This is a genomic window from Flavobacterium sp. 9 (assembly GCF_002754195.1).
Taxonomy (GTDB): Bacteria; Bacteroidota; Bacteroidia; order Flavobacteriales; family Flavobacteriaceae; genus Flavobacterium.
On the sequence record NZ_PEEU01000001.1, the window covers coordinates 2,620,265 to 2,646,107 of the forward strand.

33 protein-coding genes are annotated in these 25,843 nt (G+C 31.4%); 8 read left to right on the forward strand and 25 right to left on the reverse strand.

Annotated elements, in window-relative coordinates; all coding sequences use genetic code 11:
• Positions 1–233: 233 nt before the first annotated feature.
• From CLU81_RS10710 to CLU81_RS10730, 6 genes are all read right to left on the reverse strand, one after another.
• Positions 234–413 carry a hypothetical protein gene (locus CLU81_RS10710; RefSeq protein WP_099709786.1) on the reverse strand — a complete coding sequence of 60 codons (180 nt, stop codon included), beginning with the start codon at positions 411–413 and terminating at the stop codon, positions 234–236.
• A 71-nt stretch (positions 414–484) separates the two neighbouring features.
• Positions 485–856 (reverse strand): hypothetical protein, encoded by a 372-nt coding sequence (locus CLU81_RS26640; protein ID WP_144444495.1) that lies wholly within the window; start codon positions 854–856, stop codon positions 485–487.
• A 62-nt stretch (positions 857–918) separates the two neighbouring features.
• Entirely contained in the window at positions 919–1,758 is an 840-nt protein-coding gene (locus CLU81_RS10715; protein WP_144444496.1) for a lipopolysaccharide assembly protein LapB, read from the reverse strand.
• 61 nt (positions 1,759–1,819) lie between these two features.
• Positions 1,820–2,374, reverse strand: a complete 555-nt coding sequence (locus CLU81_RS10720) for a hypothetical protein (RefSeq protein ID WP_099709788.1) — start codon at positions 2,372–2,374, stop codon at positions 1,820–1,822.
• Positions 2,375–2,475: 101 nt separating this feature from the next.
• Entirely contained in the window at positions 2,476–3,216 is a 741-nt protein-coding gene (locus CLU81_RS10725) for a LytTR family DNA-binding domain-containing protein (protein WP_099709789.1), read from the reverse strand.
• 69 nt (positions 3,217–3,285) lie between these two features.
• Entirely contained in the window at positions 3,286–3,591 is a 306-nt protein-coding gene (locus CLU81_RS10730; protein ID WP_099709790.1) for a hypothetical protein, read from the reverse strand.
• A gap of 289 nt (positions 3,592–3,880) precedes the next feature.
• On the opposite strand from CLU81_RS10730, the gene CLU81_RS10735 reads away from it, so the two are divergent.
• Together CLU81_RS10735 and CLU81_RS10740 are read left to right on the forward strand one after the other, a co-directional pair.
• Entirely contained in the window at positions 3,881–4,084 is a 204-nt protein-coding gene (locus CLU81_RS10735) for a hypothetical protein (RefSeq protein ID WP_132011744.1), read from the forward strand.
• A gap of 71 nt (positions 4,085–4,155) precedes the next feature.
• A complete protein-coding gene (locus CLU81_RS10740; protein WP_099709792.1) occupies positions 4,156–4,353 on the forward strand; it encodes a hypothetical protein in 198 nt (65 codons plus the stop codon).
• A gap of 85 nt (positions 4,354–4,438) precedes the next feature.
• On the opposite strand, the gene CLU81_RS10745 is transcribed toward CLU81_RS10740, so the two are convergent.
• The 8 genes from CLU81_RS10745 to CLU81_RS10780 all read right to left on the reverse strand — a co-directional run bounded on the left by CLU81_RS10745 (position 4,439) and on the right by CLU81_RS10780 (position 9,698).
• Positions 4,439–4,876, reverse strand: a complete 438-nt coding sequence (locus CLU81_RS10745) for a GNAT family N-acetyltransferase (protein ID WP_099709793.1) — start codon at positions 4,874–4,876, stop codon at positions 4,439–4,441.
• Positions 4,877–4,899: 23 nt separating this feature from the next.
• Positions 4,900–5,277 (reverse strand): nuclear transport factor 2 family protein, encoded by a 378-nt coding sequence (locus CLU81_RS10750; RefSeq protein WP_099709794.1) that lies wholly within the window; start codon positions 5,275–5,277, stop codon positions 4,900–4,902.
• 31 nt (positions 5,278–5,308) lie between these two features.
• On the reverse strand, positions 5,309–6,664 hold the full coding sequence (locus CLU81_RS10755; RefSeq protein WP_099709795.1) for a polymer-forming cytoskeletal protein: 1,356 nt from the start codon (positions 6,662–6,664) through the stop codon (positions 5,309–5,311).
• 48 nt (positions 6,665–6,712) lie between these two features.
• Entirely contained in the window at positions 6,713–7,342 is a 630-nt protein-coding gene (locus tag CLU81_RS10760; RefSeq protein WP_099709796.1) for a hypothetical protein, read from the reverse strand.
• 107 nt (positions 7,343–7,449) lie between these two features.
• Complete coding sequence (locus tag CLU81_RS10765; protein ID WP_099709797.1) at positions 7,450–8,031, reverse strand: hypothetical protein; 582 nt, start codon at positions 8,029–8,031, stop codon at positions 7,450–7,452.
• 7 nt (positions 8,032–8,038) lie between these two features.
• The gene (locus CLU81_RS10770) at positions 8,039–8,620 is read right to left on the reverse strand and encodes a hypothetical protein (protein ID WP_099709798.1); all 582 of its coding nucleotides are present in this window, start codon (positions 8,618–8,620) and stop codon (positions 8,039–8,041) included.
• A gap of 32 nt (positions 8,621–8,652) precedes the next feature.
• Entirely contained in the window at positions 8,653–9,111 is a 459-nt protein-coding gene (locus CLU81_RS10775) for a GNAT family N-acetyltransferase (RefSeq protein WP_099709799.1), read from the reverse strand.
• A gap of 53 nt (positions 9,112–9,164) precedes the next feature.
• Positions 9,165–9,698 carry a hypothetical protein gene (locus CLU81_RS10780; protein WP_144444497.1) on the reverse strand — a complete coding sequence of 178 codons (534 nt, stop codon included), beginning with the start codon at positions 9,696–9,698 and terminating at the stop codon, positions 9,165–9,167.
• Positions 9,699–9,881: 183 nt separating this feature from the next.
• On the opposite strand from CLU81_RS10780, the gene CLU81_RS10785 reads away from it, so the two are divergent.
• A complete protein-coding gene (locus CLU81_RS10785; protein WP_099709801.1) occupies positions 9,882–10,289 on the forward strand; it encodes a helix-turn-helix domain-containing protein in 408 nt (135 codons plus the stop codon).
• A 123-nt stretch (positions 10,290–10,412) separates the two neighbouring features.
• Here CLU81_RS10785 and CLU81_RS10790 read toward each other — a convergent pair whose 3' ends face one another.
• From CLU81_RS10790 to CLU81_RS10800, 3 genes are all read right to left on the reverse strand, one after another.
• Positions 10,413–10,988 (reverse strand): hypothetical protein, encoded by a 576-nt coding sequence (locus CLU81_RS10790; RefSeq protein WP_099709802.1) that lies wholly within the window; start codon positions 10,986–10,988, stop codon positions 10,413–10,415.
• A gap of 2 nt (positions 10,989–10,990) precedes the next feature.
• Entirely contained in the window at positions 10,991–11,425 is a 435-nt protein-coding gene (locus tag CLU81_RS10795) for a hypothetical protein (protein ID WP_099709803.1), read from the reverse strand.
• 121 nt (positions 11,426–11,546) lie between these two features.
• The gene (locus tag CLU81_RS10800) at positions 11,547–12,182 is read right to left on the reverse strand and encodes a hypothetical protein (RefSeq protein ID WP_099709804.1); all 636 of its coding nucleotides are present in this window, start codon (positions 12,180–12,182) and stop codon (positions 11,547–11,549) included.
• A gap of 405 nt (positions 12,183–12,587) precedes the next feature.
• Between CLU81_RS10800 and CLU81_RS10805 the strand changes: the two genes are divergently transcribed.
• Together CLU81_RS10805 and CLU81_RS10810 are read left to right on the forward strand one after the other, a co-directional pair.
• Complete coding sequence (locus CLU81_RS10805; protein WP_099709805.1) at positions 12,588–13,880, forward strand: aminopeptidase P family protein; 1,293 nt, start codon at positions 12,588–12,590, stop codon at positions 13,878–13,880.
• 7 nt (positions 13,881–13,887) lie between these two features.
• On the forward strand, positions 13,888–14,787 hold the full coding sequence (locus CLU81_RS10810; RefSeq protein ID WP_099709806.1) for an alpha/beta hydrolase: 900 nt from the start codon (positions 13,888–13,890) through the stop codon (positions 14,785–14,787).
• Between the two features lie 306 nt (positions 14,788–15,093).
• Here the strand turns inward: CLU81_RS10810 and CLU81_RS10815 are convergent, their stop codons facing one another.
• Complete coding sequence (locus CLU81_RS10815; protein ID WP_099709807.1) at positions 15,094–15,612, reverse strand: ferritin; 519 nt, start codon at positions 15,610–15,612, stop codon at positions 15,094–15,096.
• Between the two features lie 89 nt (positions 15,613–15,701).
• Positions 15,702–16,058: a hypothetical protein gene (locus tag CLU81_RS10820; RefSeq protein ID WP_099709808.1), complete on the reverse strand. Its 357-nt coding sequence runs from the start codon at positions 16,056–16,058 to the stop codon at positions 15,702–15,704.
• Positions 16,059–16,236: 178 nt separating this feature from the next.
• Here CLU81_RS10820 and CLU81_RS10825 point away from each other — a divergent pair, with 178 nt between their 5' ends.
• Entirely contained in the window at positions 16,237–17,040 is an 804-nt protein-coding gene (locus CLU81_RS10825) for a TIGR00266 family protein (protein ID WP_099709809.1), read from the forward strand.
• Between the two features lie 171 nt (positions 17,041–17,211).
• Positions 17,212–17,988 (forward strand): alpha/beta fold hydrolase, encoded by a 777-nt coding sequence (locus CLU81_RS10830; protein ID WP_099709810.1) that lies wholly within the window; start codon positions 17,212–17,214, stop codon positions 17,986–17,988.
• A gap of 68 nt (positions 17,989–18,056) precedes the next feature.
• Here the strand turns inward: CLU81_RS10830 and CLU81_RS10835 are convergent, their stop codons facing one another.
• Both CLU81_RS10835 and CLU81_RS10840 read right to left on the reverse strand, forming a co-directional pair.
• Positions 18,057–18,431, reverse strand: coding sequence for a hypothetical protein (locus CLU81_RS10835; RefSeq protein ID WP_099709811.1), 375 nt, complete (start codon positions 18,429–18,431; stop codon positions 18,057–18,059).
• Between the two features lie 23 nt (positions 18,432–18,454).
• Positions 18,455–18,772 carry a hypothetical protein gene (locus CLU81_RS10840; protein ID WP_099709812.1) on the reverse strand — a complete coding sequence of 106 codons (318 nt, stop codon included), beginning with the start codon at positions 18,770–18,772 and terminating at the stop codon, positions 18,455–18,457.
• 286 nt (positions 18,773–19,058) lie between these two features.
• Between CLU81_RS10840 and CLU81_RS26780 the strand changes: the two genes are divergently transcribed.
• Complete coding sequence (locus tag CLU81_RS26780) at positions 19,059–19,202, forward strand: hypothetical protein (protein ID WP_158235325.1); 144 nt, start codon at positions 19,059–19,061, stop codon at positions 19,200–19,202.
• Positions 19,203–19,209: 7 nt separating this feature from the next.
• Here CLU81_RS26780 and CLU81_RS10845 read toward each other — a convergent pair whose 3' ends face one another.
• From CLU81_RS10845 to kbl, 4 genes are all read right to left on the reverse strand, one after another.
• Positions 19,210–19,884 carry an ATP-binding cassette domain-containing protein gene (locus CLU81_RS10845; RefSeq protein ID WP_099709813.1) on the reverse strand — a complete coding sequence of 225 codons (675 nt, stop codon included), beginning with the start codon at positions 19,882–19,884 and terminating at the stop codon, positions 19,210–19,212.
• Positions 19,885–20,176: 292 nt separating this feature from the next.
• Positions 20,177–22,942 carry a PD-(D/E)XK nuclease family protein gene (locus CLU81_RS10855; protein ID WP_099709815.1) on the reverse strand — a complete coding sequence of 922 codons (2,766 nt, stop codon included), beginning with the start codon at positions 22,940–22,942 and terminating at the stop codon, positions 20,177–20,179.
• A gap of 63 nt (positions 22,943–23,005) precedes the next feature.
• Positions 23,006–24,469, reverse strand: coding sequence for an OmpA family protein (locus tag CLU81_RS10860; protein WP_099709816.1), 1,464 nt, complete (start codon positions 24,467–24,469; stop codon positions 23,006–23,008).
• A gap of 113 nt (positions 24,470–24,582) precedes the next feature.
• Entirely contained in the window at positions 24,583–25,776 is a 1,194-nt protein-coding gene (gene kbl, locus CLU81_RS10865; RefSeq protein ID WP_099709817.1) for a glycine C-acetyltransferase, read from the reverse strand.
• Between the last annotated feature and the right edge of the window lie 67 nt (positions 25,777–25,843).

The following is a 25,843-nucleotide window of genomic DNA, read 5'->3' on the forward strand; positions in this document are numbered from 1 at the left end:
GATCAAAACCATAGCCAATGGTTTCAACCATTGGAACGCAATGGATTGTCTCAATATAAATCATCATAAAACGTTTCCTAAGGTTGAAACCTCGGGCTATAATTAAAATACAATGTTTACAAAAACAATAAGTCGCAAAATTTTATATTCCTTTTAAACACAAAGCTTTGCGAACTTTGTGATTTTTAAGACATCACAAAAATAAAATCCTTGCGCACTTTGCGGTTAAATTCTCAATCCTTTTTATGTTGTTCCGTATAGTTTTGATTTCCTTTAAGAGCTTCATCATGCACATTCATTCCGTTTGACATTCCGAGCATGAAAGCGGTTATTATTACTATGAATTTTCTTTTTATCCAATGAAGTGGTCGCTTAGATTGCTCTAAACGTTTTTGATTATTTTGTTTATACATTTTGAAAATGATAAATGATTAGACATTATTTTATCATCGTATGCGTTAAAGCGCATAAAAGCTTAAAAAAATTAAGCTATGTATAAACTAGTTTTGAAATTACCGGAATGAATCGTTTCATTTACAAAAACAGATTGTTTTATAAATGAACTTAATTTCTGAAAAAGAAGTAGTTGTAAATTTTGAATTACCCGAATTTGAAAACTAAAAATATCTTTATTAGAAAGATAATTTAGAACAATCGAAAATATCGTTTTTGTTCGGGAAGTTGATTGTGTAAACTTGTATAATCGAGAACTCGAAAAATCTAATTCTCGTCTTAAAATCACAAACGAAGATTGGTAATAATCTGCCGATTTTGACTGAGAAACTAAAGTACCGTCACTCGCAATCACGACAAAAGCCAGAAAGAGCGAGATTAGATATTTTAGATATTTATTCAATTCTATTTATTTGGATTCTTAATCTTAAGAACATTACAAATTTATGTCTTTAAAATTTATTGTTATAATTCCTTTTTCATTTGTTGTGCCAACGATTTAATTTGCGGATCACTCATTAAATGAGAATTGGTTTCTGCAAACCATCTATTAAAGTTTTTAATGTCATTTTTCAGGTAATACGCTTGTAAAACATTATAAGCATTTTCGGCATTATAAGTTTTATCGGCACATTCTTTAAACACTTTACGACAAACATTTTCAGCATCTTCTAAATTGCCATTTTTTGTTTCTGCATAAATCAATTCCTTATTGGTATAAGCGTCAAGCGGATCACTTTTTAAAGCAATCTTCAAAATATCAACGGCTTTTTGATATTGCTTCAAACAATTATACGAAAAAGCCAATTCAGTTCGAAGTCCTTTATATTCCGGGTTTATTTTTTGAGCTTTCTCAAGATATTCCAGCGCTTTTTCGCATTCGTTCCAACCATTATACATGAAACCCCATTGATAAAGTCGTTCTACAGAACCTTCTCCTGTTTTATACCCCTTAAGCCAATCCGGAATTTTGTCAATATTCAACTCTGCAAGTTTTGAATCAGGAATAAACGCTATCAGGTTATTATTAGGTTCTAATCTGTATTTCACCTGTCCAACAACCTCTCTTCTTTTTGGAATAAATTTACCCGTTCCATTAATTTTAAAACTTCCCTCATAATCAAACGTCAATCCAGCCTGAGCATCGATGTATATAAATCCATATGGATAAGCATCTGTACTATCTTTTGGAAACGCAACCCACTTATCTTCGCTCTGCACAAATTTCTTATCAAACTGAAGACTATTTTGTGCCGAAAGACGCAATGAAACCAGTAAAACAAGTAAGGTAAAAATCTTATTCATATTTAAAATTATCGATTGAGGTTTAAAGAAACGGACTATTTCGAATTCAAATATATAGATTTCAACTGATTTCTCTACTATCATTCTTACAAAGAAGTATTCCCAATCCCAAAGCAAAAACCAGACAACTCAGTAACATATAAACTACATTCTTCAATACAAAAAAAGAAAAACCAATTGCCAATGAACCAACAATAACCATTAATGAACTTATCATATTTGTTTTGAAAAAGTTCAAAGCATGAATTGCCAAACCTATAAAAAGCAAAGAAGGTCCGACTATAATAAATGGATACAAAATCGCTGGCGTATTGCTAATATGTTTACTTAATTCTTCTTTGGCAAATTCATTATTACCAAAACTTGACATTATTAAATCGATTGTGCAAAGTCCAATATGCGCAATAACTCCAAAAGTTGTAATAACCGAAGCTACTGAATTTAATCTGTTTTTGGGAAATGCATCATTAAACGATAATAAAAAACAGGCGCCAATTAAGTTGAACCAATGTCCAAAATCTATTGGATTTTGATCGTTTGGCAAAACGTGCGAAAAGAATAAATAACTGATAACGAAAAATAATAATCCGATAAAGCAAAGATGTTTTGTTTTCATAATTTAGTTTAAAATTGATGAAACAAAACTAAAATCAAAAACTTACGTAAAGCCCAATTTTATTGACTTAGGTACAAAACATATTGTTTTAGGTACGAAAATTATAACGCCAATAAAGTTTCTTTGTAGTTTTTAGAAACAGGAAGTTCGATTTGAGTTAAAACAACAGTATTTTGATTTCTCCAGGATTTAAAATGTGTTGGATTTATTAAATGCGATCGATGAATTTGCATTAAAAAATCAAAATCTTCCTGAACTTTTCTAAGCGAAGTCCGAAGCAGTTTTGAGGTAAGTTTGTCGTTTTCGATATAAAAAATCTCAACGTAATTCTGAGCATTCGAAATACAAACCAAATCGGCTTTGTTAATTTTTAAAATATCTAGTTTATTCTCTCCTCTTATAGTTAGAATATCATCTTTCGAAGGAATTAATTTAATCAAATATCTTCTGGCGAGAATAATTACCGGAGTTAGAATCAAAGCAACTCGGCTAAATATGATCAAAAAGAATGCTGTAAAATTATATCCGCCTTTGAGAATTGGACTTTTGTAATAGAAGTAAATTCCAATTAAATAAATCAAGTAAAAAAACAGCAAACTAGCTATTTCCAGCTTTAAATTCCATTTTGAGGTTTTAAGATAAACTCGTTTTTGAACAAAAGCCAAAACTGAATAGCACAAAAATGCCAAAACACTAAAACCTAAACTTATCAAAAACCATGATTTAAAATCTATAGTTCCGTCGTCAAAAGGTCTTATGATAAAAGCAAAAACAAAAATCCATAATGCGATAAGTAAACCTACTATCAGATTGTGTTTTATGGATATGTTTAGTTGTTTCATTTTTTTAGAATCTCTTTTTTTTACTGGCTGCCAAGATTTGTCTTTCTACTTTAATCTAATGTTACTTCTCTATTTTGAAGTATAATTGCTCGAACCACCATTTAATTTCTTCATTTCAAAAAAACATTCATCACAAATAAGTTCTATTTTAGCAAATGCTTCAGATATATCATTCCATTCTCCTTGTTCTACAAGTACTTTATCGCAAGCATTACACCACGCATTTAATTCACCATCATGATATTCTTTCGTTGAATCTGAATCAAACGATTCCCAAAAACCTCCAAATTCAGAAGTTATTAAATGTTGACATACATAAGCTTCATTTCGAAGTCCATGATTACAGCATTCTACTTTTTTATGGTTCTCTGACATTCGTTTTAATGTTTTTAACTTTTTTTGATATACAATATTACACTTTAATCCAATTTGTAAGAAGTAAGATTCGCCAGTTTTTCACTTATTTTTAAGATCAGCAAAAACACAAAAAAGAAAGAAATTACAACGTACTTATCTTAAAAACCGAAGAATATTACATAATATTATAAAAACAAATTAGAAGCGCAAGTGTTTTTGTAAGTTTTTATTTAAAATTAATTTGTATTTTTATCAAAGTCGTATCCGAAAAACTTATAGAGTAGGAAATCCAAAAAACAAATTACCTATGAAAAAATTACAAGAATTATCAAAATCACAAAAATTATCTAAAGAAGAATTGAAATCAATTAATGCCGGTAATGGTACTCCATGCATACCATGGCCATTATGTAACGGTCAGGAAGCTACTTTTGAAACCATAAACTCATGTGGTTGGTATTTATACAGAACAGCATCAAATAGTATTTGTATGGAATACGGAGCTGTATAATCAACAGCTTTTATATCAAAGTGGCATCCGAAAAACTTACAGAGTAGGAAAATCCAAAAGACAAATTACCTATGAAAAATTTAGAAAAATTATCAGAATTGCAAAAATTATCAAAAGAAGAATTGAAATCAATTAATGCCGGAGCTGTAAATTGCGTACCATATCCCTTATGTGGTGGTGACGAAGTTTCATATTATGGAAGAAACATCTGTGGTTGGTATTTATACAAAACAGCATCAGGTAGTATCTGTATGGAATATCTGCCATGATAATAACATAACGATTAAATTATTAAAACTGCTATCTTATCGATAGCAGTTTTTTTTTATGTTCAATCTTTAATCCCTGAAAAACTTACTTATAAATCGTAAACTTATTATGCGTTAAACCAAAACCAAGATTTTCGTAAATCAATACGTTTTCTACTCGTCTTTTATTTGTGGTAACTTCGATACTTTTCAGGTTATTTTGATCAGCATAAATCATGATTTTTTCTATCAATTGTTTACCAACGCCTTGACCGCGATATTTTTGATGAATAAAAAACTCCTGGATTTCGCCAACTAATCCGCAATGATGTAAAAGATTTTGGGTGTGAAAACTAATAAAACCTAAACCTTCGTTTTCATTTTCGGCAATTAGGTAAACATTCTTTGGATTCGAAAAGTTTTCATCGAATATTTCCTTGAATACTTCAAAATCCAAAACTTCATTTTCGAGTTCGCAGATTGCTTTGTACACAAAATCCAAGTCTTGTTTTTCTACTTTTCTTATTTCAATTTTTGATTCCATTTATAATTTTCGACTACTTACAATTAGCTAATATCAGTCAATTTCAAAATTCTACCCTCTAAAATCTCAAAAACAGATTTTCCTTTCAAGTTTAATTCATCACCTTTTTTCATTCCGTTAGGGAAATCCATTGCCAAAACCGCATAATAATCAATTTCTACCTCAGTTTTGGATTCAAAATGATTGAATGCAGTAATTGTTTGTGATCTGATCGAAAAATACGCTTTTGCTTTTTCTGCCTGTTCTCTAAATTCATCTATTCCGATCAAAGTCATATTTACTTCACCATTCTGAATGTTTTCAAAAACAATATCATCAATAAAAGCAGCTGTCATTTTATCAATATCAAATTGATTGTAACCTTTAACATAATTCTTAATTACTCTTTCTCTACTCTCCATAATATAATTTTGTTTTAAGTTTAAAGCTTGACTAAAGATATTCGTTCAACCCAAGACGCTCAAATTTAACTTTGTATTTCCCAATAAAATTATTCCATTTCTCCTTATTTTCTTCATTATCATAAACAGAAGCCGAATAATCAGCAACTTCTTTACTAAAATGATTTCCAAAAACTGAATCTAAATTTTCTATTCCAGAATCGATTACTTGTTTTAAAATAGTGAATTTGTCAATTCCGTTTTCTTTACAAACTTTATCCAGCCATAATCCTTTGCCTATTTTCACATATTCTTCGAGCAAATTTTCGGTAATAAATTCAGACGAAACATCATTTATATTCGGTTCGTGTTTTCCGTTTTTGAATGTCGTTAAAATCAATTCTTCAGAATAAAACTCCTTTGGAATAAGCGAAATTAAGGTTCCGCTTTTCGCTGCTTTTAAGCAAAGTTCTTTTGTTATAAAGTCGTCCGGAATTTTCTGAATCGCAAATCCATCTTTATCGACTAATCTCTCGCAAAGTTCCTTCGTAATAAATTCCTGATTGACAAATGGCAAAGCATGAAATGTGATATTCAAAGCCAATTCGCACAATTCTTTGGTTTTAAATTGATGCGGAACTAACTTCAAATCTCTATAATTTGATTCAACTCTATATTTCCAATATGCAAAAGTTTTGGCAGCGGGATTACTTTTTTTCAAAACCAATTCGCCTTTCTCTAACTCACGTTTTAATTCTTCGAAAGTTTCAATTAATGGATTATTCAGATGTTTGCGCAATTCTACCGAAATAATATCTTCATCAGAATCATCATCATATTCGCAATCATTTTTTGACTCAAAATCATTTGCTCTGTCATTATAATAAAACAAATCATTTTTTCGCTCAGCAAAAGTTGTATTATGATCTTCGACTATAAAAACGGGAGAATCGATAACGCCGGAACATTTAAAATTTCCGTGATTGTACGAAGTCATAACCACTTCTTTGGCTTTTACATCTCCGTTTATTTCGACATAAGAACCTCCTAACAATAAACTTTTACAAGTTACATTTCCGCTAATAAAAACATAAGGTCCGTAATCTCCTTCGGCATTTATTATAGTTCCATTTGTGAAGATATTTCCATTTACCAAAATTCCTTCGATTCTTAAATCTTCAATAATTTTAATGGGTAAATTAAAGATATTGATAAACCATTTTTTTACTTTATCCTCATAAACATCTAGTAAAAAATCACCATCAAAATAGACATCTTCGTTTGCGACAAAAAAGAAATCGTCGTCATTCCATTCTTCAAAATAATCAAATCCTTCACGATCCAATAGAAACGGATATTGCGATTTGACTTCTTTTATTGTTATTAATTTAAAAACTGAATTATGCATTTTAATTTTTTATTGAAGTGAGTTACTTCATTTTTTTATTTCTTTTCATTAATACATTCGAGAAAGATTTACACTTCCATTACCAATCTTTTTTAATTCTTCAAGATCTGAAAACCATTCAATTACAATAAATTTTGAACAATCATTTTTCATATCTTCTGCCCAATCAATTAAAATTGCGGCGCCTTCCTCTTTAATCTGTTCTTTAACAAACTGAAACGTTTTTTGTGCTCCAACCGGACTTTCTCCTCTCAAATCAAAAACAATATTTTTAGTTTTTAAGAAAACCGCGCTCAATGAAAGTCTCTTTTTTTGACTGGTATCGAGATCTTTCAGTTTGTCTTTTCCTGCAAAAGTATCAACTTCAAAGATCCTTGGAATCACAATATTTTTTGGATCTGCATTTCTTTTTAAATATTCAAATACTGTAGTTGGATTAAACATTCTTTTAAACTTTGATTCTTTAAAAGGTTCTACAAAAGTCAAAGGCTTAAATATTTTTACGTTTTCATGATTCGCTCTTCCAGTAAAAATAGATGTCAATTGTATTTTCAGTTCATCATAATGCGCTCCACCTTGCAAATAAATAACAACCAATTCACCTTGTCTTAATTCAAATGGAGGTATAAAATATTGATCCGTTTTTATTCCTTTACTTTCGATTATAAGTTCTTTCATTTTTATTCTTTATTAATTGACTTATTTTCGCAAAAAAAATATTAAATACTAAAAATCAATAACATACATTTTATTGCCATTATTTTTTTTATAACAACGCCAAATTGTTATTTCAAAAACGGTATCCTTTCGGCTCTTATATACTTTGTACAATCTTTTTTTAGATGATTTCCCCACTCTATTAATAAAGCCGATCCATCGTTTTTAATTTCTTCTTTAACGATTTCTGCTGCATGTTCCATTCCTTGAAAATCTTGTGCTGCGAGATCAAAAATTATATCATTTGTTTTTGATAATACAGCATACAAGGAGAGCAATTTTCTTGGATTTCCTGCCAATGTATTGATTTTAGTGTTTTTATTAATCCAAACCGTTTCATAAATCTTTTTCGCAAACTTATTGTTGGGATTTACATTTCTTAATAAATATTCACCGACTGTCGTTGGAAAATATCTGCTTCTGAATTTTGATTCTCGAAAATGCTTTGCATAAGTAAGAGGTTTATGGACAATAACATTTTCATGTTTTACTTTTCCTGTAAAAATAGCAATCATTTTATCTTCGATATCTATAGAATCAATGTGATTATCTAAATGAATTAATACTAATTCGCCTTTTCTTAATTCAAATGGCGGTATAAAATATCGGTCGGTTTTTATTCCTTTGCTTTCGATTATTAGCTCGTTCATTTTTATTTTATTCTTCGATAATTACTCTTTGACTTTCTCTGCAAAGTATTGCAATTGCGATAAAAACAAAACTTAGATAAATCGCAATTGGAAATCCAAGACCTAAGTGATAACTAACAATACTATCATAAAAAGGCAATATTTTTAAGGTTATCGCCGTCAGAATTGGCAATGAAAATAACACCCAAAATGCCACAAAATTATCCGGAAAAGAAAACAATCGTCTGAGAATAAAAAATAATAAAAAAGTAGTAGATGCTAATGGAACTATAAAACCTATCCAATCCAATTTGGTAATTGCCGAAATAATAAGTCCAATTGTCATGGAAAGTATGAAAACTATTAAAATTCCAAAACTCAGAAAAAAGAATGTTGCCAAATACTCTCCTAATTTCACTTTTGCAAAGAATTGTACCAATATAAAAGTCAAAATTACTATTGTACCAAAACTAGTCATCAATCCGCGATCATTTCCTCTGTCAATCTTCGATGTAATAAACATCCAACTCCAAAAAAGTGAAAGCGAAACCAACAAAAAAATTGCACTTTGCTTAATTGTTAAATACTTAACTTCTGTATTTAGTTTCATATTTTATAACTTTAAAATTTCTATTAACGGTTTTAAACTTTTTCTATTAATAACTCCATGATTGGCATAAAGCGATCTTTAATCGAAGTTTCTATTTGACCAATTGTTACAAATCCAAATTTAGAATAAAACACTTCTGCATTTGGTTCCGAATCAAGAATCACTTTTTGAACGTCGTCATTTTTTATTCGAATAAGAAAATCATCCATTAATACTTTCCCGAATCCTTTGCCGATAAATTCCGGTAAAACAAACAAATTATCAAGTTTTATAATGTTTTCACTTTCGTGGAAGAATGAATAATAACCAATAATTTTATCGTTATCAACTAAATTAAAAACCGAATTCTTCTCGATATATTCTTTGGAAACGGTCAGGAATTGCGACCAATTTTCGATTTGCTCGTTTGAATATCCCCAATATGCTTTTGATTTTTTGGTTATTTCGGTTAAGATTTCGTGATCGTTTGGGTTTGCTTTTTGTATGGTCATTTTTCTTTTCAAATTGAGTTTGGTAGTTTTTCTCTAAGAATTCGGATTGGAAATTATCTTTCAGCATAAATAAATCCAAACTGCCCAATTTTCATTTCTTTTTTAAATTTCTGTCCGAGAATATAATTATTTGTCGGCACATCCATTTCAATTGTATCATTTTCAATTTCTCTTTTAATAAAAACACAATATTTATTTCCCCATTTTTTAGGAATCGGATAATCTACTTTGACTATTTCTCCCGACAATAAATAGTTGTTTTGTGCTCCAAATTCTTTATTAATAATAATTACAGATCCTTGAAAAGAAAGACAATTTACCAATGAAATCATCGGAAACATCACAACAAAAACTACTAAATTTTTCCATACCGGAACAGCAATTAGTTGCTTATATCCAAAAGTTGAAAAATAAGCGTATGCCAAAGAAAATACGATTAACGGAATCAAAAGATATCTTTTTACAAACCCGAAACTTTGATCTCCAGAAATATAAGGAAGGTAATAAACTCCGTAAACACCAATAATAAGAAGTAATAGAAACGGAATTGTAATATATAAATCTCTTTTAGTAACCTTCATATTCATAAATAAAGCATTTGTAAATTGCGATTCTATATTTTAAAAAACAATCCCGACTCAAAACAAACAATTATAAGAAAAATCATATTTTTAAAATATCGGAAACAATTTACAAAATGTATCTCACAAACCAAGACTTGTTTTCTACCAAAACCAAAATGGTAACAGAATTTTAAATATCTTTGAACTATGAGCACAGAAATAAAACCAAAACATATTGGGCGAAACATAAGCCGAATTAGAGAGCTTAGAGATATGAAACAGGAAGCACTTGCGATTTCGATTGGCGTAAGTCAACAAACCATCTTGAGTATTGAAGGAAGCGAAAGCGTTGACGACGAAAAACTTAAAGCAATTGCCGAAGCTTTGGGAGTTACGCCTGAAATAATAAAAAACTTTTCTGAAGATGCTGTTTTTAATATTATTGGAAATACGTATAACGACAATGCTTCTTCTGCAATTAATTTAGGTTGCACTTTTAATCCATTTGATAAACTTCTTGAAGCTTTTGACAAAAATGAAAAGCTTTATGAAAGATTGGTTGAAGCTGAAAAAGAAAAAGTGGCTCTTTTAGAGAAGTTGCTTGATAAGAAGTAATTTTTTAGATAGATATATTTATAGAAAAAACCGAAGTTTTATGGCTTCGGTTTTTTTTATGGTTTTAATTATTGTTGTAAGTTATGAATTGGAAATTTGCGTTATCTAGAACTAAAATTTTATTTATTTAATTTTTTTAAACTCTTTTCTATACAGCTCTTCTTCTTTCTCTGACATATTAATAAACATTCTTAATATATGGACATCATCTAAAGATGTATATTTATTCCCTAAATCTTTACACATTGCTAATAACAAGTCCGAAAACAATTTTAATGTCTTGTATAAACTTTTAGATCCTGTTTCAGTATCATTTGTATCAGTATTTCTAAACCTACCATATTTTTCAATGACTTCATCTGACGCATAGAGAATATTATCAAAAGCTGTATCCATTGCATCTGCAATCTGCTTATTATTTAATATAGTATTTCCATTTTTGACTTTTATATTTTTTAAAACATCCCTATATGGTCTAATTAATTCATTATAATACTTTCTTTTTTGTTCGTAAAGCCTTTGTTTACTTTCTTTTAAATCTTCAATAATTTTTGAAATTATAAAACCTATTGAACCCGAAACTAAAGTTAGTATTGTTGGATCTACTTTTTTAAAATATTCTACATTGTAAATTACTACAACAACAATTGAAGAAATTAGCAAAAATAATAGTATCGTCTTTTTGTTGATTTTAAGCATAATTATTTTTTATGTTCTTTTTCTAATTTCTCTACTTTCTTTTTTAAAACTTCAAATTCCTCTTGTGTAGGACTGTTGAACTTTATCGAAATAGCTAAAATCGCAACTGTTAAAGAAAGAATTGGAATTATAATACTAGCAATATCCTTTAAATTGTCAATAATAGCCTTTCGATACAACTTAATATATTTTCCTGTTACAAATGCTTTCATTCCTAAATGAGAAATAATAAAAGTATCCACTTCTACTTTTTCTAATTCATTATTGTCGACAAGATTTCGTAAAAGCAAAGCGACTTCTAGCTTCGGAAGTTTTAGCAGATCTTTTAATTCGTCATGACTAAAAGAACCAAATATAACTTCATCACCATGATCTGGGTAATCGCCATTGGAATAAAAAATATTAAGTAGTTTATGAAGATTTTTATTATGAGCCATTTTATTCAATTCAAATAAACAGCAATATACAAAATACTTCTAAGCCAAAGTATTTCTTACAGTAAAACAATATTTTACCTTAAAACCGAGATTCGCGTCAGGGATTGAGGCGGTATTCTCTTTATTCAATTACATAAATTAATTTGGGCGCACCAGCATCATGTTCTGCAACCGCTAAATAAAATGGTCTTTTCAAGTTTAGTTTTTCAAATAAATTTTCTTGATTTGCTCTTTCAAATAATTTATTTATTTCTATTAATGCTGTAGCTTCAAAGAGTTCATAAATATTATTGACATCAAGAAAGTCGTCAAAGTTATCTTCTTCTCCCTGAATATTCTCTGTTAAATGATATAATGTAGGCGAAACAAAAGCTGGCAAGCAGGAAATATTATCTAAATATTCCATTCGATCATCCATTATTTCAAACTCTGGTAATTCTGAATCAGAATCATCAAAATCAATAGCAAAAGCTTCTAATTCTCCGCCATATAAACCGCCATGTTCAAAATAAATCATATTGAAACTTTTTTGAACATCATTATTATATTTTTCAGCAAGCCAATATGTATTAACATTCGATTTTAAATCTTCAAACATCAAATTGATATTGTCTTTTCTTTCCTGATTTTTCCATAAATCATAAAAAGCCTGATAGGTTTCATTTTCTGATTCTTCTAAATCTTCGGTGACATTTTTCTTAGCTTCTTTTTCAATTTCTTTTAAACTCTCTGCAATTGAATCATTAGTTTTACTCATATCAATTTTGTTTTAAAAATTATGATTAGTCTAGCAATATACAAAATACCAGAAGCGATGAAATGTTTTTCCTGCTGAGAAAATTCAATTTATTTTGAAACTGAGATTCTAAGTTGCTAAGATTTTATTGTCATTTCGACGGAGGAGAAATCCCACGAGGGATTCGACAAAGATTGGCGACTTTGATTGCTGAGTTTCTAGTGTGATTTCTCCTCCGTCGAAATGACAAATCTTTGTGGTTATTATTCTTTGTCGAGTTTCTTGCGAAGATTTCTCCTCCGTCGAAATGATAAGATTGTGTAGCAAAAAACATTAAACAAATAAGAAAACTTTAATAAAGCAACTGTACGCCACTTATTCAAAAATCACTAATTTTGAAATTCGAAGTTCAAAACTCACATTATTATGAAATATCATCAAATAAACAGCGCTCTTTTTGTAAAAAATCGCAGAAAATTCACGGCAGAAATGAAACCTAATTCGGTTGCCGTTTTCAATTCAAATGACATTTACCCAGTTAGCGCAGATAGTACTTTGCCGTTTGCACAACACAGAGATATTTTTTATCTAAGCGGTGTTGATCAGGAAGAAAGTATTTTGCTTTTGTTTCCGGATGCTCCTTATGAAAACCAAAAAGAAATTCTTTTCCTAAAAGAAACTAACGATCATATCGCGGTTTGGGAAGGTGAAAAACTTAGTAAAGAACGTGCTTTTCAGGTTTCGGGAATTAGAACGGTTTATTGGTTACAGGATTTTCATAAAGTTTTGAACGAAATGATGACGTATGCAGATACGATGTACATTAATACAAACGAACATTATCGCGCAACTGTTGAAACTGAAACTCGCGAAGCTCGTTTTGTAAAATGGTGGAAAGAACGTTATCCAGCGCATAATGTGGCAAAAAGTAACCCGATTTTGCAACGCATTCGTTCTGTAAAAGAAAGCGAAGAAATCGATTTGATTCAGCAAGCTTGCGATATTACGGAGAAAGGTTTCCGTAGATTATTGTCGTTCGTGAAACCAAATGTTACTGAATATGAAATCGAAGCTGAATTGATTCACGAATTCATTCGTAACCGTTCTAAAGGTTTTGCTTATACACCAATTATTGCTTCGGGAAATAATGCCAATGTTTTGCATTATATCGAAAACAATCAGCAATGTAAAGCCGGAGATTTAATTTTATTAGATGTTGCAGCAGAATATGCAAATTATTCAAGCGATATGACGAGAACAATTCCGGTTTCGGGAAGATTTTCTGAGCGTCAAAAAGCAGTTTACAATGCAGTTTTGAGAGTTAAAAATGAAGCTACAAAAATGTTGGCTCCAGGAACTCTTTGGAAACAATATCATATTGAAGTTGGTAAAATCATGACTTCGGAATTACTTGGTTTAGGATTAATCGATAAAGCCGATGTTCAGAACGAAAATCCGGAATGGCCAGCTTACAAAAAATATTTCATGCACGGAACTTCTCACCACATGGGACTTGACACGCACGATTATGGATTGCTTCACGAACCTATGAAAGCCAATATGGTTTTTACGGTTGAACCTGGAATTTATATTCCGGAGGAGAAATTCGGAATTCGTTTAGAAGATAATGTTGTGGTTCAGGAAAAAGGAGAACCTTTTAACTTGATGCGCAATATTCCGATTGAAGTTGATGAAATCGAAAGCTTAATGAACTCATAATTTCATAATGAAAAAGATTTTTCTATTGGTTTTCCTGATGGTTTTAGGAAACTCTTTTGCTCAAACAGAAGGTTATTCGACAAACAATGATTCGAGTAAAACATATTATAAGGTATTCGGAAAAGGCGAACCGCTTTTGATTATTAACGGTGGTCCGGGAATGAACAGTAATGGTTTTGAAAGTATGGCTAAAACATTGGCAGAAACGCAGGAAACTATTATTTATGATCAACGCGGAACCGGAAATTCAAAGTTGGCTGAATTGAATTCCAAAACTATTTCTATGAAAATAATGGCGGATGATATTGAGTCTTTAAGAAAACATCTGAAAATTAAAAAATGGAATATTCTAGGTCATTCTTTTGGCGGAATGTTGGCTTCATATTATGCTACAATATATCCAAACAGCATTAATAAATTGGTTCTGTCATCGTCCGGCGGAGTTGATTTGACTTTGCTAAAAACAGAAAATCTTATCGAAAGAAATCTAACTAAAGTCGAAAAAGATTCAATGAATTATTGGAATGATAAAATTGCAAAAGGCGACACTTCTCATAAAGCCGCACTTGGCCGAGGAAGAGCAATGGCGCCGGCTTATGTTTACGACCAAAAATATGTTCCTATTATTGCCGAAAGATTAACTCAGGGAAATCCTAAAATAAACGGATTGCTTTGGGATGATATGCAAAAGATCAAATTTGATTGTAAAGCAAAGCTGAAAACATTCAAAAATCCGGTTCTGATTATTCAGGGAAAACAAGATGTAATCAGCAATCAAATTGGAGAATTGGCGAATAAAGCTTTTCCAAATTCAAAACTAATCTTGCTTGAAAACTGCAGGCATTATGGATGGCTTGATGCAAAAGAAAAGTATTTTACGGATGTTAATTCCTTTTTAAAATCATAATAAAAAACAACTAAAAGCTGCCTCAAAAGGGCAGTTTTTTTTATTGTTGGACGTGGGGAATATTATAAAATTTATTTTATCGGTAAAAGCCCTGGCGGGGTGAAATATTTATAGAATTAGAATAAGACAAATAAAAAGCTCCGGAGGAGCGACATATATTAAAACTGTAGAAAAAATATGTCGCTCCTCCGGAGCTGTATCTTGTAAACATTTATCCATTGCTATAAACATTTTGCTTCTCTGAAGCTCACAAAAAAAAAGCTATCCTTTTGAGACAGCTTCTTTTTAAATTTTATAAATCGATATTTATCCGATTTTTGAAATCTGAACATCCAATTGGAATTTGCCGTCAGCTTCGTTTCCGTTGATCAATTCAAAAAGCTCTAAAGCTCTTCTTGCGTTTTTCTCCTCTTCTCTTTGCTCAGCCACATACCACATCATAAAATCTTCTGTAGCATAATCATTCTCAGCTCTACATTTTGCGATTACTTTATTGATTGCCTGAGTAACTGCAATTTCGTTTTGCAAAGCAATTTCAAATACTTCTCTAAAAGAAGCAAATTCTTGCTGCACTTCCGGAACAGATGGCGTAACTGCAATCCCTCCCATGTCTGTAATATATTTGAAAACTTTTAGAAAATGCTCTCTTTCTTCTTCAGCTTGCTTGTACATATAAGATGCTGTATTTGCATAACCGTTTCTATCTAACCATGCAGCCATAGCTAAATATTTATTAGAAGCGTCACTTTCTAATTTTGCCTGTAAGTTCAATATATTTTCGATTCCTTCAACTAATGAAGTACTTGTTCTTAGTAAATCTTTCATAACCTTTAATTTTTATACGTGTAAAATTACAAAAATTAAAGACGACAACTGTAAACGCCTGAAAATTTGGATTTAATCTAAGTAAGAATCTAAATAAGCTCTACATTAACAATATTGCAAAGCATAGAATGCAACGTAAGGGTAAATTTTGTTCCGTTTAATAGATCTCTTAACTGCACTATTTCGCAGATAGTAAGGTTTCTGGAAAAATTTCTTTTGGTAGTTTCAATCAACTGTGCATCTGACTGATCAGATAAGTCATAAAGCATGTTAAGAATGTCAACGCTATTAACCTTTCTTTGAAAAATCAAAAAATCATGAATTTTATAACTTGACACCGTATCAACAAAATTGATAATTATACTATTGGTCAAATCACATTGATAACTGTATCCTTTTTCGGTTTCAAATAATACTTTGGTGGTCAAATCACTAATTAATGCCATTCTGATAAAATATAATAATGGTGCAAAAATATAGAATTTAAAGCAATATCAAACATAATTAAGACTAATTTAAAATAACAAAATCATATAATGTTCTTAAAAACAGTTCAAGTACACTAAAAGCTGTAACATTCTACAGCATTATTAGTCTAATTTTAAAACAAAAAACTTAAAAATTATGCAGGCACACGAAATAGATTATCAAATTTTTGGAGAAGAAATGCAGTATGTTGAAATAGAACTAGACCCACAGGAAATTGTAATTGCCGAAGCTGGCAGTTTTATGATGATGGAAAACAATATCCAAATGGAAACCATATTTGGAGACGGTTCTCAGCAACAGGAATCTGGTTTGTTTGGCAAACTTTTAAATGCAGGTAAAAGAGTTCTTACCGGCGAAAGCATGTTTATGACAGCATTTTTAAACCAAGGCAGCAGCAAAAGTAAAGTTTCATTTGCATCGCCATATCCTGGAAAAATCCTTCCGATTGATTTAACAGAATTTCAAGGTAAATTTATCTGTCAAAAAAACTCCTTCTTATGTGCTGCCAAAGGCGTTTCTGTCGGGATAGAATTTTCGCAGAAATTAGGACGCGGTTTATTTGGCGGAGAAGGTTTTATCATGCAGAAACTCGAAGGAGACGGAATGGCATTTGTACATTCTGGCGGAACAATGGCAAAAAAAGTATTGGGTCATGGCGAAGTCCTTAAAGTAGATACGGGATGTATTATTGGTTTTACCAAAGATGTAGATTATGATATTGAATTTATTGGCGGAATCAAGAATTCTATTTTTGGCGGCGAAGGATTATTTTATGCCTCTTTAAAAGGTCCGGGAACGGTTTACATACAGTCGTTGCCATTCTCCAGACTGGCTGACCGCATTATTGCATCGGCACCAAGATCTGGCGGAAACAGCCGCGACGAAGGTAGTCTTCTTGGCGGATTAGGAAATCTTTTGGATGGCGATAACCGATTTTAATTTTTACAGAATGGCTTTCAAAAAACGGAAGCCATTTTTTATTCTTTCACAATTATTTACATGTTATAAATAAATTTATAGCTGTTTTAAAGATTTCCCAATTAAATTAAGACATCACAATATTTTACTTCAGCTTTCTTAACTTTGTGCTTCTCAACAAAAAATACCATTTTGAAAAACATTCTATACAAAAACACCAAAATATCTTATACTGATTCAGGTTCCGGAACTGCAATTGTATTGCTTCATGGCTTTCTGGAGAATAAAAAAATGTGGCAGGAATATGTTATTTTATTCTCAGAAAAACATCGTATAATTACAATTGATTTATTAGGTCATGGCGAATCTGATTGTTTGGGATATGTTCATGCAATGGAAGATAATGCAAATGCTGTTCAGGAAGTTTTAAAACATCTAAAAATTGAAAAAGCCACTATTCTTGGACATTCTATGGGAGGATATGTTGGTTTGGCTTTCGCCGAATTATTCCCAAATAACATTCAGAAACTAGTTTTATTAAATTCTACTTCCAGAGAAGATACTCACGAAAAGAAACTAAACAGAACTCGCGCTATTAAAGCAGTTAAACAAAATGCTATAAACTTTGTAAGCCTTGCAATTGGGAATTTGTTTAGTGAAAACAACAGAACAAGATTAGCTGATGAAATCGAAAAGGTAAAAATTCAGGCGCTAAAAACTCCGCTACAAGGAATTGTTGCTTCGCTTGAAGGAATGAAAATCAGAAAAGACAGAGAAGCTCTTTTACAAAAAAATCTATTTCCGGTTTTGTTGATCTTAGGAAAAAAAGATCCCGTTTTAAACTACGACGAAAGCATTTCTCAAATAGAAGATACAACCGCCGAACTTGTTTCGTTTGAAGATGGACATATGAGTCACATTGAAAACAAGGAAGAATTGAAAGTTATATTATTAGACTTTTTTCAATAGATCAAATAAGACAAAAAGGCCATTTCAAAATACTATTGAAACGGCCTTTTCTCATTTTGGGGGCAAAATTAAAGCTTTGAAATAATGTCTTTTTTAAATTTAGCCAAAGTTGCTCTCGTTAAACCAAGATTCGCTTTTGTTGAATCAACCGCTAAATAAATAAAATATTTACCATCTTCAGAAACATCGATAATATGTATTTGATCTGTTAGAGTAATTAAGATATCATTGATTTTTTGATCTAATCCCAACGCTTTAATAGCGCTTAATTTTGCTTTTACAACTTCCAGATTATAAGCAGATGCTAGTTCCGGATCAAAATTTGGATTTAAAGAAAGTGAACAATAAGACATTCCTGTTTCAACTTCAGTTACTGAAACTGCAATGAATCCGTTAATGTTTTCTTTTAAGTCATTTTGAAAATTCTGTAAAAAATCTGACATGTTTAAATTATGGTTTAAATTAATTATTGAAAAACAGTATCCATCTTGCGCAGCAAAAGGCCCATTTTACTTATATCTTTAGAAAGCAAGGCTATACAATTATCCTCTTCGTCTTTATTAGCAACCACAATACCTTCTCGATTCTTAATCATAACTTGTTTAAGATCTCCATTATTAACATCTTCAGACATTTCTAAACACATTTTCAAGATCATCCCAATCATTGCAGCAACATTTCCGTCATACTCCAAATTAACCGATTCAAGCAAAACTCCATCTATATTAAAACTCAATCCAGACTCGGCTCCGGTCTCTTCTACAAGTGTATTTAGATCCACCATATTGTTATTTTATTTTTTAAGGAATGACCAAAGATATTTTTAAATAATATAATTGTACGATAAACACTTGTTAAAAAAAAGGCACACGTAACCATTTGAACCACTTTTGTTTATAGCATAATGTTTCTTTATTTTTAAAACAAAAAACATAAAAAATCCTGATAAAAAAAGAAGATTTATCTAAAAACGCAATAATCTGCTTCAGATAATTGAATTATTATTGGCGCATTTATCTTAACCTTTGTTTAGCGTAAGTTTTTCATAGATTTGCAAAAAATATAATCTAATGAAAACTGTTGACGAATTGCGCTTTGACCTAAATGTAAAACTGATGAAGTTTAGAAGATTTCGTTTTGAAAACGGAAGTATAAACACTACGAATACGCAGGAAAACCAAAAGAAAGGTTTTTTCAAAAAAATATTTAGCTAAGAACTATTTATAAAAAAGAAGAAGTTGTCAAATAACCTTTATCGACAAGTTCGCTTTTTTCCTTTAAAACATGCGTCTTACCTTCTTTAATCAAAATTAACCGATTCGCAATTTTGATTGTGCTTTGGTAATTATGATCGGTTATAATAATTCCTTTTCTAAGTGAATTTTCTTTGATCATTTCATTTACAACTTCAATCATTACAGGAGACAATCCGTTATATGGTTCGTCAAGCAAAATGAATTTTGCAGGATTAAAAAGTACTATTTTAATTTCAAGATATCGGAGTTCTCCACCTGATAAATGCCGAATTTTCTTTTCTAAAAGAGATTGAATAAATTGATCTTCGTAAAAACTATCTCTATTTTGTTTATCGATTGACAACAAAATTGCCTTCTTTACAGACAAATGATTCGGTATATATTGCTCCTGATGCAAATAACTAATTTCATTAGACAAATTACCCGAATTATTTTTTGAAACACCATCAATTCTTATACACTTTCCCGGAGCTGAAATAAGGCCAAAAATAATCTTCAGCAAAGTAGATTTTCCCGAACCATTTCGACCAAATAAACCAATAATATCTGAAGTTTCGCATTTTAGATAAACATCAGAAAGCACTACTCTTTCATTAAATCTTTTTTGGATTCCGTCAACTTCAAGAATATGTTTTTTCAAAATAATTTCTTTATTAAAAATATAAGAAGCGCCAGGAAAACCGCAGTACAGAAAGTAAAAAAGTAAGTTATTAGTAAAAGAGAAATCTTTGCAATACCATTGTTTGTATAAAACAAATAATCCGTTTTTCGATACAATTCCTTAAAACCAATGCTCATCAAAAAACCAAAACTCAAAAAATAAATATAGAAATAATCAAAACCACCGAGCAAAACAGCCACAGCGCAAACAACCAAATTAATTATTAAAGTGGTCTTAAAGAATTCAAATATGTTATGGAGCTTTCTGATAATTATTCGGTTTTTTCTTCAAAAGGAATATTCATATCAAAAATCTCCTTCAACAATAATACGATTTCTTCGATATAATTGTTTAAGATTTCTTTTCCAACAAAGGAGTTTAATTCTTTGTCTTCTTTAAATCCGAATGGTAAAAATCCAGATTTCAAATTTTTAAAAGAAATAATCCCAACTTCAACAGGAACTTCTCCAGCTTCTTGTTCAAACATGAAAGCATATGCCAAAACCTGAATAATTTTATCGTTTTTAAGCTCTTGAGTTAATCCATTCCATGATTTCAGTATAACATTCGTCTTTTCTACTTTTCCTGTCTTATAATCGATGATTCTTATTTTTCCGTTGCGTAACTCGATTCTGTCAACATTTCCTTTTATAAGAACTGGAAAAGGTAATTTTGGATGATTTAATTCTCGTTCGAAAGTTTTCTCTAAAGCTATGATTTTAATTGCATCACCATTCTTGATTTCTTCTAATTCCATTCTCAGGAAATTTGAAACATTTCGTTTTGCAACTTCAAAAGCCAAAAGATTACGTCCTTTCTTGATTTCACCCTCTTTGTACACCAATTTAAATTGCCTTAAAACTTCATCATCTAATAATTTAAAGCAATTCGAAATATCACTTTCTGAGATAAATTTCCCAACAAAAGGATCATACAACGATTTTAAAGTTTCGTGAATAATCGTTCCCAAAGTGTTTAACGCAATATTTTCTTCGACTTCTTCAACTTCACGGATTCGAAGTATTTTCTGGAAATAAAAATCAATGGGATTTCGAATATAACTCGTCAATGCAGAAGGTGAAAAACCGGCAGTAGCAATTTCTTTTAAACGCTCCATTACCGCTTCTGACTTCGGAATTATCATTGGCTGATATGCCATTGTTGGCAAAATCGGATTATAAATATCAAACGTAAGATTATGATTTCTTTGCTTTTCTACTTCTAATTGTGTGATAAAACGACTACGTTCTCCAGCGTCCAATCCATCATTTTCAGTATTATAAATAAGATAAATATTTTTTGCTCTTTGAAGCAAATGATAAAAGTGATAGGTATAAATGGCGTCTTTTTCTTTAAAAGTTGGCAAACCTAATTCGCGTTTTACATCATATGGAATAAATGAATTCTGAGATTTTCCGGCTGGAAATTTCCCTTCATTCATCGAAGTCACAATAACGGTATCAAAGTCCAGAACACGACTTTCCAGAACTCCCATAATCTGCAAACCATGCAAAGGCTCTCCTTCAAATGAAACTTCGGCTACATCTATAATTTGTTTATAAATGGCATGAAGTGTATCAATATTATCAATATAATGATGCTGCGAATAATAATTAATAAGCTTATTAATCACTTTAAAAACAGAGAAGACAAATGCTTTTGCAATTTTCTCTTCTTCATTATCATTGCTGAAATTCTCTTTTATCAAAAGTAAAAGTGCAGAGATATTTTCTAAAACCGCCATTGATCCATTTTCCCATTTCTGGAACAATACACCAAACAAAACCGAAGGACTTGAATTGAGTTCTACAATCCGATTATGAGTAATAAAAGTGTAGTTATTCTCTTTGATAATCTTTACCAGATTATTTGCTTTCGCGTAAGGTTCTATCAAAGGATGCGTCAAAATATCCAATACATCTTTATAATAAAAAACATAACTATCGCCTTTTCTGGAAAGTGCGTTTGTATGCATTTTAAACAGTTTTGCAATTAATATTTGCGATGGATTATTCTTCCCGGAATATCCCATTGTAATATTCAATGCTCCAACCGAAGCTGGCAATCCGTACAAAACCGGCAATAAAAGATTTTCTTCACCAAGTACAATCGCAACTTTATCAAGAGAAGTCGATGGATCATTATTGATTATATTTTCAATAATGCTTCCCGCCAACTTTGCCTGACCAATAGTTTTTGGAGTTCCAATAACCTGAATATTTTTAGATTGCGAAAAATCATCCACAATCCATTCAAAAGGATTTGATTTATAATGTTTCCAGCTTTCTTTAAAACGACGAACAAAAAGTCCTGCATCGTGATATGGATCATTTAGAAAAGTCTGATCAACGTCCCAATAAATTTTCGCCTGATCAAGTGCTAAAAGGTGTTGTACAATTCTTTCTTCGGCAGCATTTAAAGCATTAAATCCCGCAAAAATAAAAGTCTTGTCTGAAACGGTATCCGAAAAATGGTTCAAATTATTTACAGCTTCTCTGTAAATCAAACCTTGATATCCAATCGCTTTATTCAGCAAGTGATTGTATAATGAATCGTAATACAAAGGCAAAAGTTTCCAGAAATCAATATAATTCTCCAGAAGTTGTGTTTTGTTTTCGACCTCGATACCCCACTTTTTAATATCTTCTATGTCTTTTAAGTAAGACAAAACATGAGAAGGCTCTAAAAGATAACGATCAATCTCATTAAAATCCTGCAAAAGAGTCTTAGCCCAATTTGCAAATAACTCAAATGATTGTTGATGTTGTTTTTCTGTAATAGAAAGATAAACTTCGTAAAACTCAAATAAAAGTTCAATTGAGTCTATTGATCTAATAGATGCGACATCTTGCACAAAATCTTCAATACTAACAATTTCAGGAGCAAGAATTGTTCTTTTAGTTTCTTTTTTCAATGCTTCTATTAAAAAAACTTTAGCTCTTTTATTTGGCAAAATAATAGTTGTATCAGCAAGTTTTGCAGAATAATCCTGAATTACAACGGCAGCAATTTTTTCGAGAAAAGAAGTATTTATCATTTGATAAAAATAAAAAAAGCCATTCAATTAAGAATGGCTTTTAGTATTTATTTAGAAAGTAAATTAGATTTTACCTTGGTATTTAGAACCAATGTGTCTAATTTCTGTTCTTCTGTTTTGTGCTTTACCTGCAGCAGTTTTGTTACTTGCTACTGGTTGAGAAGATCCAAATCCTTTAGACTCTAAGTTTTCTGGATTAACACCTCTTTCAATTAAAGCGTTTTTAACAGCAGCAGCTCTTTCTTCAGAAAGTTTTTGATTGATTTTTGCAGAACCTGTGCTATCTGTGTGTCCTTCAATAGAGAATTTCGCGTTTGGATAGTTTTTAAGGATTTCTTTAATTGCATCTAATCTAGCTGGAGTTTCTTTGTCTCCTGTTTTAAAAGTAGCTTTTCCTGAGTTAAAGTATACAGCTCTTGCTTGAACTTTAAGATCTTCTAAAGCTTCAGAAGTTACTTCTGGACATCCTCTGTTTGAAGCAGGACCGTAAACTGTAGGACAATCATCATCTTTATCAGCAACACCGTCTTTGTCAGCGTCTAAGAAAGGACAACCACCATTTTCTTTAGGACCAGCAACTGTAGGACATTTGTCATCTTTGTCAGCGATACCATCACCGTCAGTATCAGGACAACCTTTTAAAGCAGCTAAACCAGCAACATCTGGACAAGCGTCATCTTTATCAGCAATTCCGTCTCCGTCAGTATCAGGACATCCGTTTAATGCAGCTAAACCAAATACATCTGGACAAGCGTCAGAAGCATCAACGATTCCGTCTCCGTCAGTATCAGGACATCCGTTGAATTGTTTTAAACCAGCAACATCTGGACAAGCATCATCTTTATCGTAGATTCCGTCTCCGTCAGTATCTTTACCTCCGAATTTGAAAACTAGACCAGCAGTGTGTTGGAAGTGAGATGGAGCGTCTGGAACACCAGCAGCATCTTGTCTGTCACCACTAACAGCCCATTTGTATTTTGTAGCAAGTTCAAGACCAATAGCATCTGTAAACCAGAAAGTAACACCAGCACCTGGGTTAACTGTTCCGTAGCTACTATCACCAAAGAAAGTATAACCTCCACCAACAGATAACGAAGGATCAACTACTTTAGAATGGATTAATTCCTGAAAGCTATACTTTACAGCAGCATCAATACCATAATACATCAAGTCACCAGGATTAGTTACAACATTACCTCTGTTGTCATGAGCTGGATTGCTTAGATCAAAAGTAACATATTTATCAATTTTGTTTACAGACCCTTGTAAACCAACAGAGAAACCATGTCCAACATATCTACTTACTCCAATGTAAGATAAAGAAGGAAGAATGTTCCAGTTGTCTTTTACAGCAAATGGCTGAGAAAAGTGTTGATCGAAGAAACCATGTCCTGCACCAGAACTTGTTCTTGTATCAACTGCATTAACTCCAAATGAGATAGCCCATGGATTGTTACTGTCTTGTGCGTGAGAACTTAAACCCATCACCATCATCACAGCAACTAAAAGTTTGTTAAGATGTTTCATACTTAATTTTTTTAATTACAATTTAGTTAATTACAAGCAAAAGTAACACCAAATTTTTTAAATACAAAATGAAATGTTAAAAAAAACCTACAAAAATTTCACCAAAGTGGGAATTATATAACTTTTAACATTTGTCCCACTGATACAAAGGCGTTTATAGCCTTGTCCAAATGTTCTTTTGTATGCGCCGCTGACAGCTGAACTCTGATTCTTGCCTTTTCTTTTGGCACAACCGGAAAAAAGAATCCTATTACATATATTCCTTGCTTCAAAAGTTCGTTTGCCATCGTTTGCGACAATTTCGCATCATATAACATAACAGGTACAATTGCCGAGTCTCCGTCAATAATATCAAATCCGGCTTTTTTCATTCCTTCGTTAAAGTAGTTTGTATTCCACTCTAATTTATCTCTTAATGTTGTATCTTTTTCTAAAAGCTCAAAAACTTTAATAGAAGCACCAACAATTGCAGGCGCAAGTGAGTTCGAAAACAAATATGGTCTTGAACGCTGACGCAACAATTCGATAATTTCTTTCTTTGCTGTAGTATAACCTCCCATAGCGCCACCAAGAGCTTTACCAAGAGTTCCTGTAATAATATCTACACGTCCCATTACACCTTTTGCTTCAAGCGTACCTTTACCAGTAGCACCTATAAATCCGGCTGCGTGACATTCGTCAACCATAACCATTGCATCATATTTATCAGCTAAGTCACAAATTTTATCTAATGGCGCCACAAGACCGTCCATAGAGAAAACTCCATCAGTAACAATTAATTTAAAACGTGATCCAGCTTCATTAGCTTTAATAAGCTGCTGTTCCAAGTCTTCCATGTTGCTGTTTTCATATCTGTAACGAGCCGCTTTACACAAACGAACACCATCTATAATAGAAGCGTGATTTAAACTATCTGAAATAATAGCATCATTCTCTCCTAATAAAGGCTCGAAAACTCCACCATTTGCATCAAATGCAGCTGCATAAAGAATCGTATCTTCTGTACCATAAAAATCAGAGATCTTTTTCTCCAAAGTTTTATGAATATCCTGCGTTCCGCAAATAAAACGAACCGACGACATTCCGAAACCGTGTGTATCCATAGCGTCTTTAGCTGCCTGAATAACTTCTGGATGAGAAGAAAGTCCTAAATAGTTATTAGCACAAAAGTTCAAAACCTTTTCTCCTGTAGAAATCGTAATTTCAGCATCTTGCGCAGATGTTATAATACGTTCTTTTTTGAAAATTCCATTTTCTTCAATAGTTTGCAACTCACTTTGCAAATGCTCTTTAATTTTACCGTACATTTTACTATATTTAAAACGTTAAATATTAACACTTTAAGGCATCAAAAACCCCGTTAATCCTTTAACA

Coding starts and splice junctions, on each gene's coding strand:
- CLU81_RS10860 (WP_099709816.1), bottom strand. CDS start 24,469: ATGAAACATCTTAACAAACTTTTAGTTGCTGTGATGATGGTGATGGGT.
- CLU81_RS10715 (WP_144444496.1), bottom strand. CDS start 1,758: ATGAATAAGATTTTTACCTTACTTGTTTTACTGGTTTCATTGCGTCTT.
- CLU81_RS10815 (WP_099709807.1), bottom strand. CDS start 15,612: ATGAAAGATTTACTAAGAACAAGTACTTCATTAGTTGAAGGAATCGAA.
- kbl (WP_099709817.1), bottom strand. CDS start 25,776: ATGTACGGTAAAATTAAAGAGCATTTGCAAAGTGAGTTGCAAACTATT.
- CLU81_RS10740 (WP_099709792.1), top strand. CDS start 4,156: ATGAAAAATTTAGAAAAATTATCAGAATTGCAAAAATTATCAAAAGAA.
- CLU81_RS10735 (WP_132011744.1), top strand. CDS start 3,881: ATGAAAAAATTACAAGAATTATCAAAATCACAAAAATTATCTAAAGAA.
- CLU81_RS10835 (WP_099709811.1), bottom strand. CDS start 18,431: ATGTCAGATTTTTTACAGAATTTTCAAAATGACTTAAAAGAAAACATT.
- CLU81_RS10710 (WP_099709786.1), bottom strand. CDS start 413: ATGTATAAACAAAATAATCAAAAACGTTTAGAGCAATCTAAGCGACCA.
- CLU81_RS10825 (WP_099709809.1), top strand. CDS start 16,237: ATGCAGGCACACGAAATAGATTATCAAATTTTTGGAGAAGAAATGCAG.
- CLU81_RS26780 (WP_158235325.1), top strand. CDS start 19,059: ATGAAAACTGTTGACGAATTGCGCTTTGACCTAAATGTAAAACTGATG.
- CLU81_RS10760 (WP_099709796.1), bottom strand. CDS start 7,342: ATGAAAGAACTTATAATCGAAAGTAAAGGAATAAAAACGGATCAATAT.
- CLU81_RS10775 (WP_099709799.1), bottom strand. CDS start 9,111: ATGACCATACAAAAAGCAAACCCAAACGATCACGAAATCTTAACCGAA.
- CLU81_RS10780 (WP_144444497.1), bottom strand. CDS start 9,698: ATGAATATGAAGGTTACTAAAAGAGATTTATATATTACAATTCCGTTT.
- CLU81_RS10855 (WP_099709815.1), bottom strand. CDS start 22,942: ATGATAAATACTTCTTTTCTCGAAAAAATTGCTGCCGTTGTAATTCAG.
- CLU81_RS10745 (WP_099709793.1), bottom strand. CDS start 4,876: ATGGAATCAAAAATTGAAATAAGAAAAGTAGAAAAACAAGACTTGGAT.
- CLU81_RS10840 (WP_099709812.1), bottom strand. CDS start 18,772: ATGGTGGATCTAAATACACTTGTAGAAGAGACCGGAGCCGAGTCTGGA.
- CLU81_RS10725 (WP_099709789.1), bottom strand. CDS start 3,216: ATGAAACAACTAAACATATCCATAAAACACAATCTGATAGTAGGTTTA.
- CLU81_RS10720 (WP_099709788.1), bottom strand. CDS start 2,374: ATGAAAACAAAACATCTTTGCTTTATCGGATTATTATTTTTCGTTATC.
- CLU81_RS10795 (WP_099709803.1), bottom strand. CDS start 11,425: ATGGCTCATAATAAAAATCTTCATAAACTACTTAATATTTTTTATTCC.
- CLU81_RS10730 (WP_099709790.1), bottom strand. CDS start 3,591: ATGTCAGAGAACCATAAAAAAGTAGAATGCTGTAATCATGGACTTCGA.
- CLU81_RS10790 (WP_099709802.1), bottom strand. CDS start 10,988: ATGCTTAAAATCAACAAAAAGACGATACTATTATTTTTGCTAATTTCT.
- CLU81_RS10800 (WP_099709804.1), bottom strand. CDS start 12,182: ATGAGTAAAACTAATGATTCAATTGCAGAGAGTTTAAAAGAAATTGAA.
- CLU81_RS10765 (WP_099709797.1), bottom strand. CDS start 8,031: ATGAACGAGCTAATAATCGAAAGCAAAGGAATAAAAACCGACCGATAT.
- CLU81_RS10785 (WP_099709801.1), top strand. CDS start 9,882: ATGAGCACAGAAATAAAACCAAAACATATTGGGCGAAACATAAGCCGA.
- CLU81_RS10755 (WP_099709795.1), bottom strand. CDS start 6,664: ATGCATAATTCAGTTTTTAAATTAATAACAATAAAAGAAGTCAAATCG.
- CLU81_RS10750 (WP_099709794.1), bottom strand. CDS start 5,277: ATGGAGAGTAGAGAAAGAGTAATTAAGAATTATGTTAAAGGTTACAAT.
- CLU81_RS10820 (WP_099709808.1), bottom strand. CDS start 16,058: ATGGCATTAATTAGTGATTTGACCACCAAAGTATTATTTGAAACCGAA.
- CLU81_RS10810 (WP_099709806.1), top strand. CDS start 13,888: ATGAAAAAGATTTTTCTATTGGTTTTCCTGATGGTTTTAGGAAACTCT.
- CLU81_RS10770 (WP_099709798.1), bottom strand. CDS start 8,620: ATGAAACTAAATACAGAAGTTAAGTATTTAACAATTAAGCAAAGTGCA.
- CLU81_RS10805 (WP_099709805.1), top strand. CDS start 12,588: ATGAAATATCATCAAATAAACAGCGCTCTTTTTGTAAAAAATCGCAGA.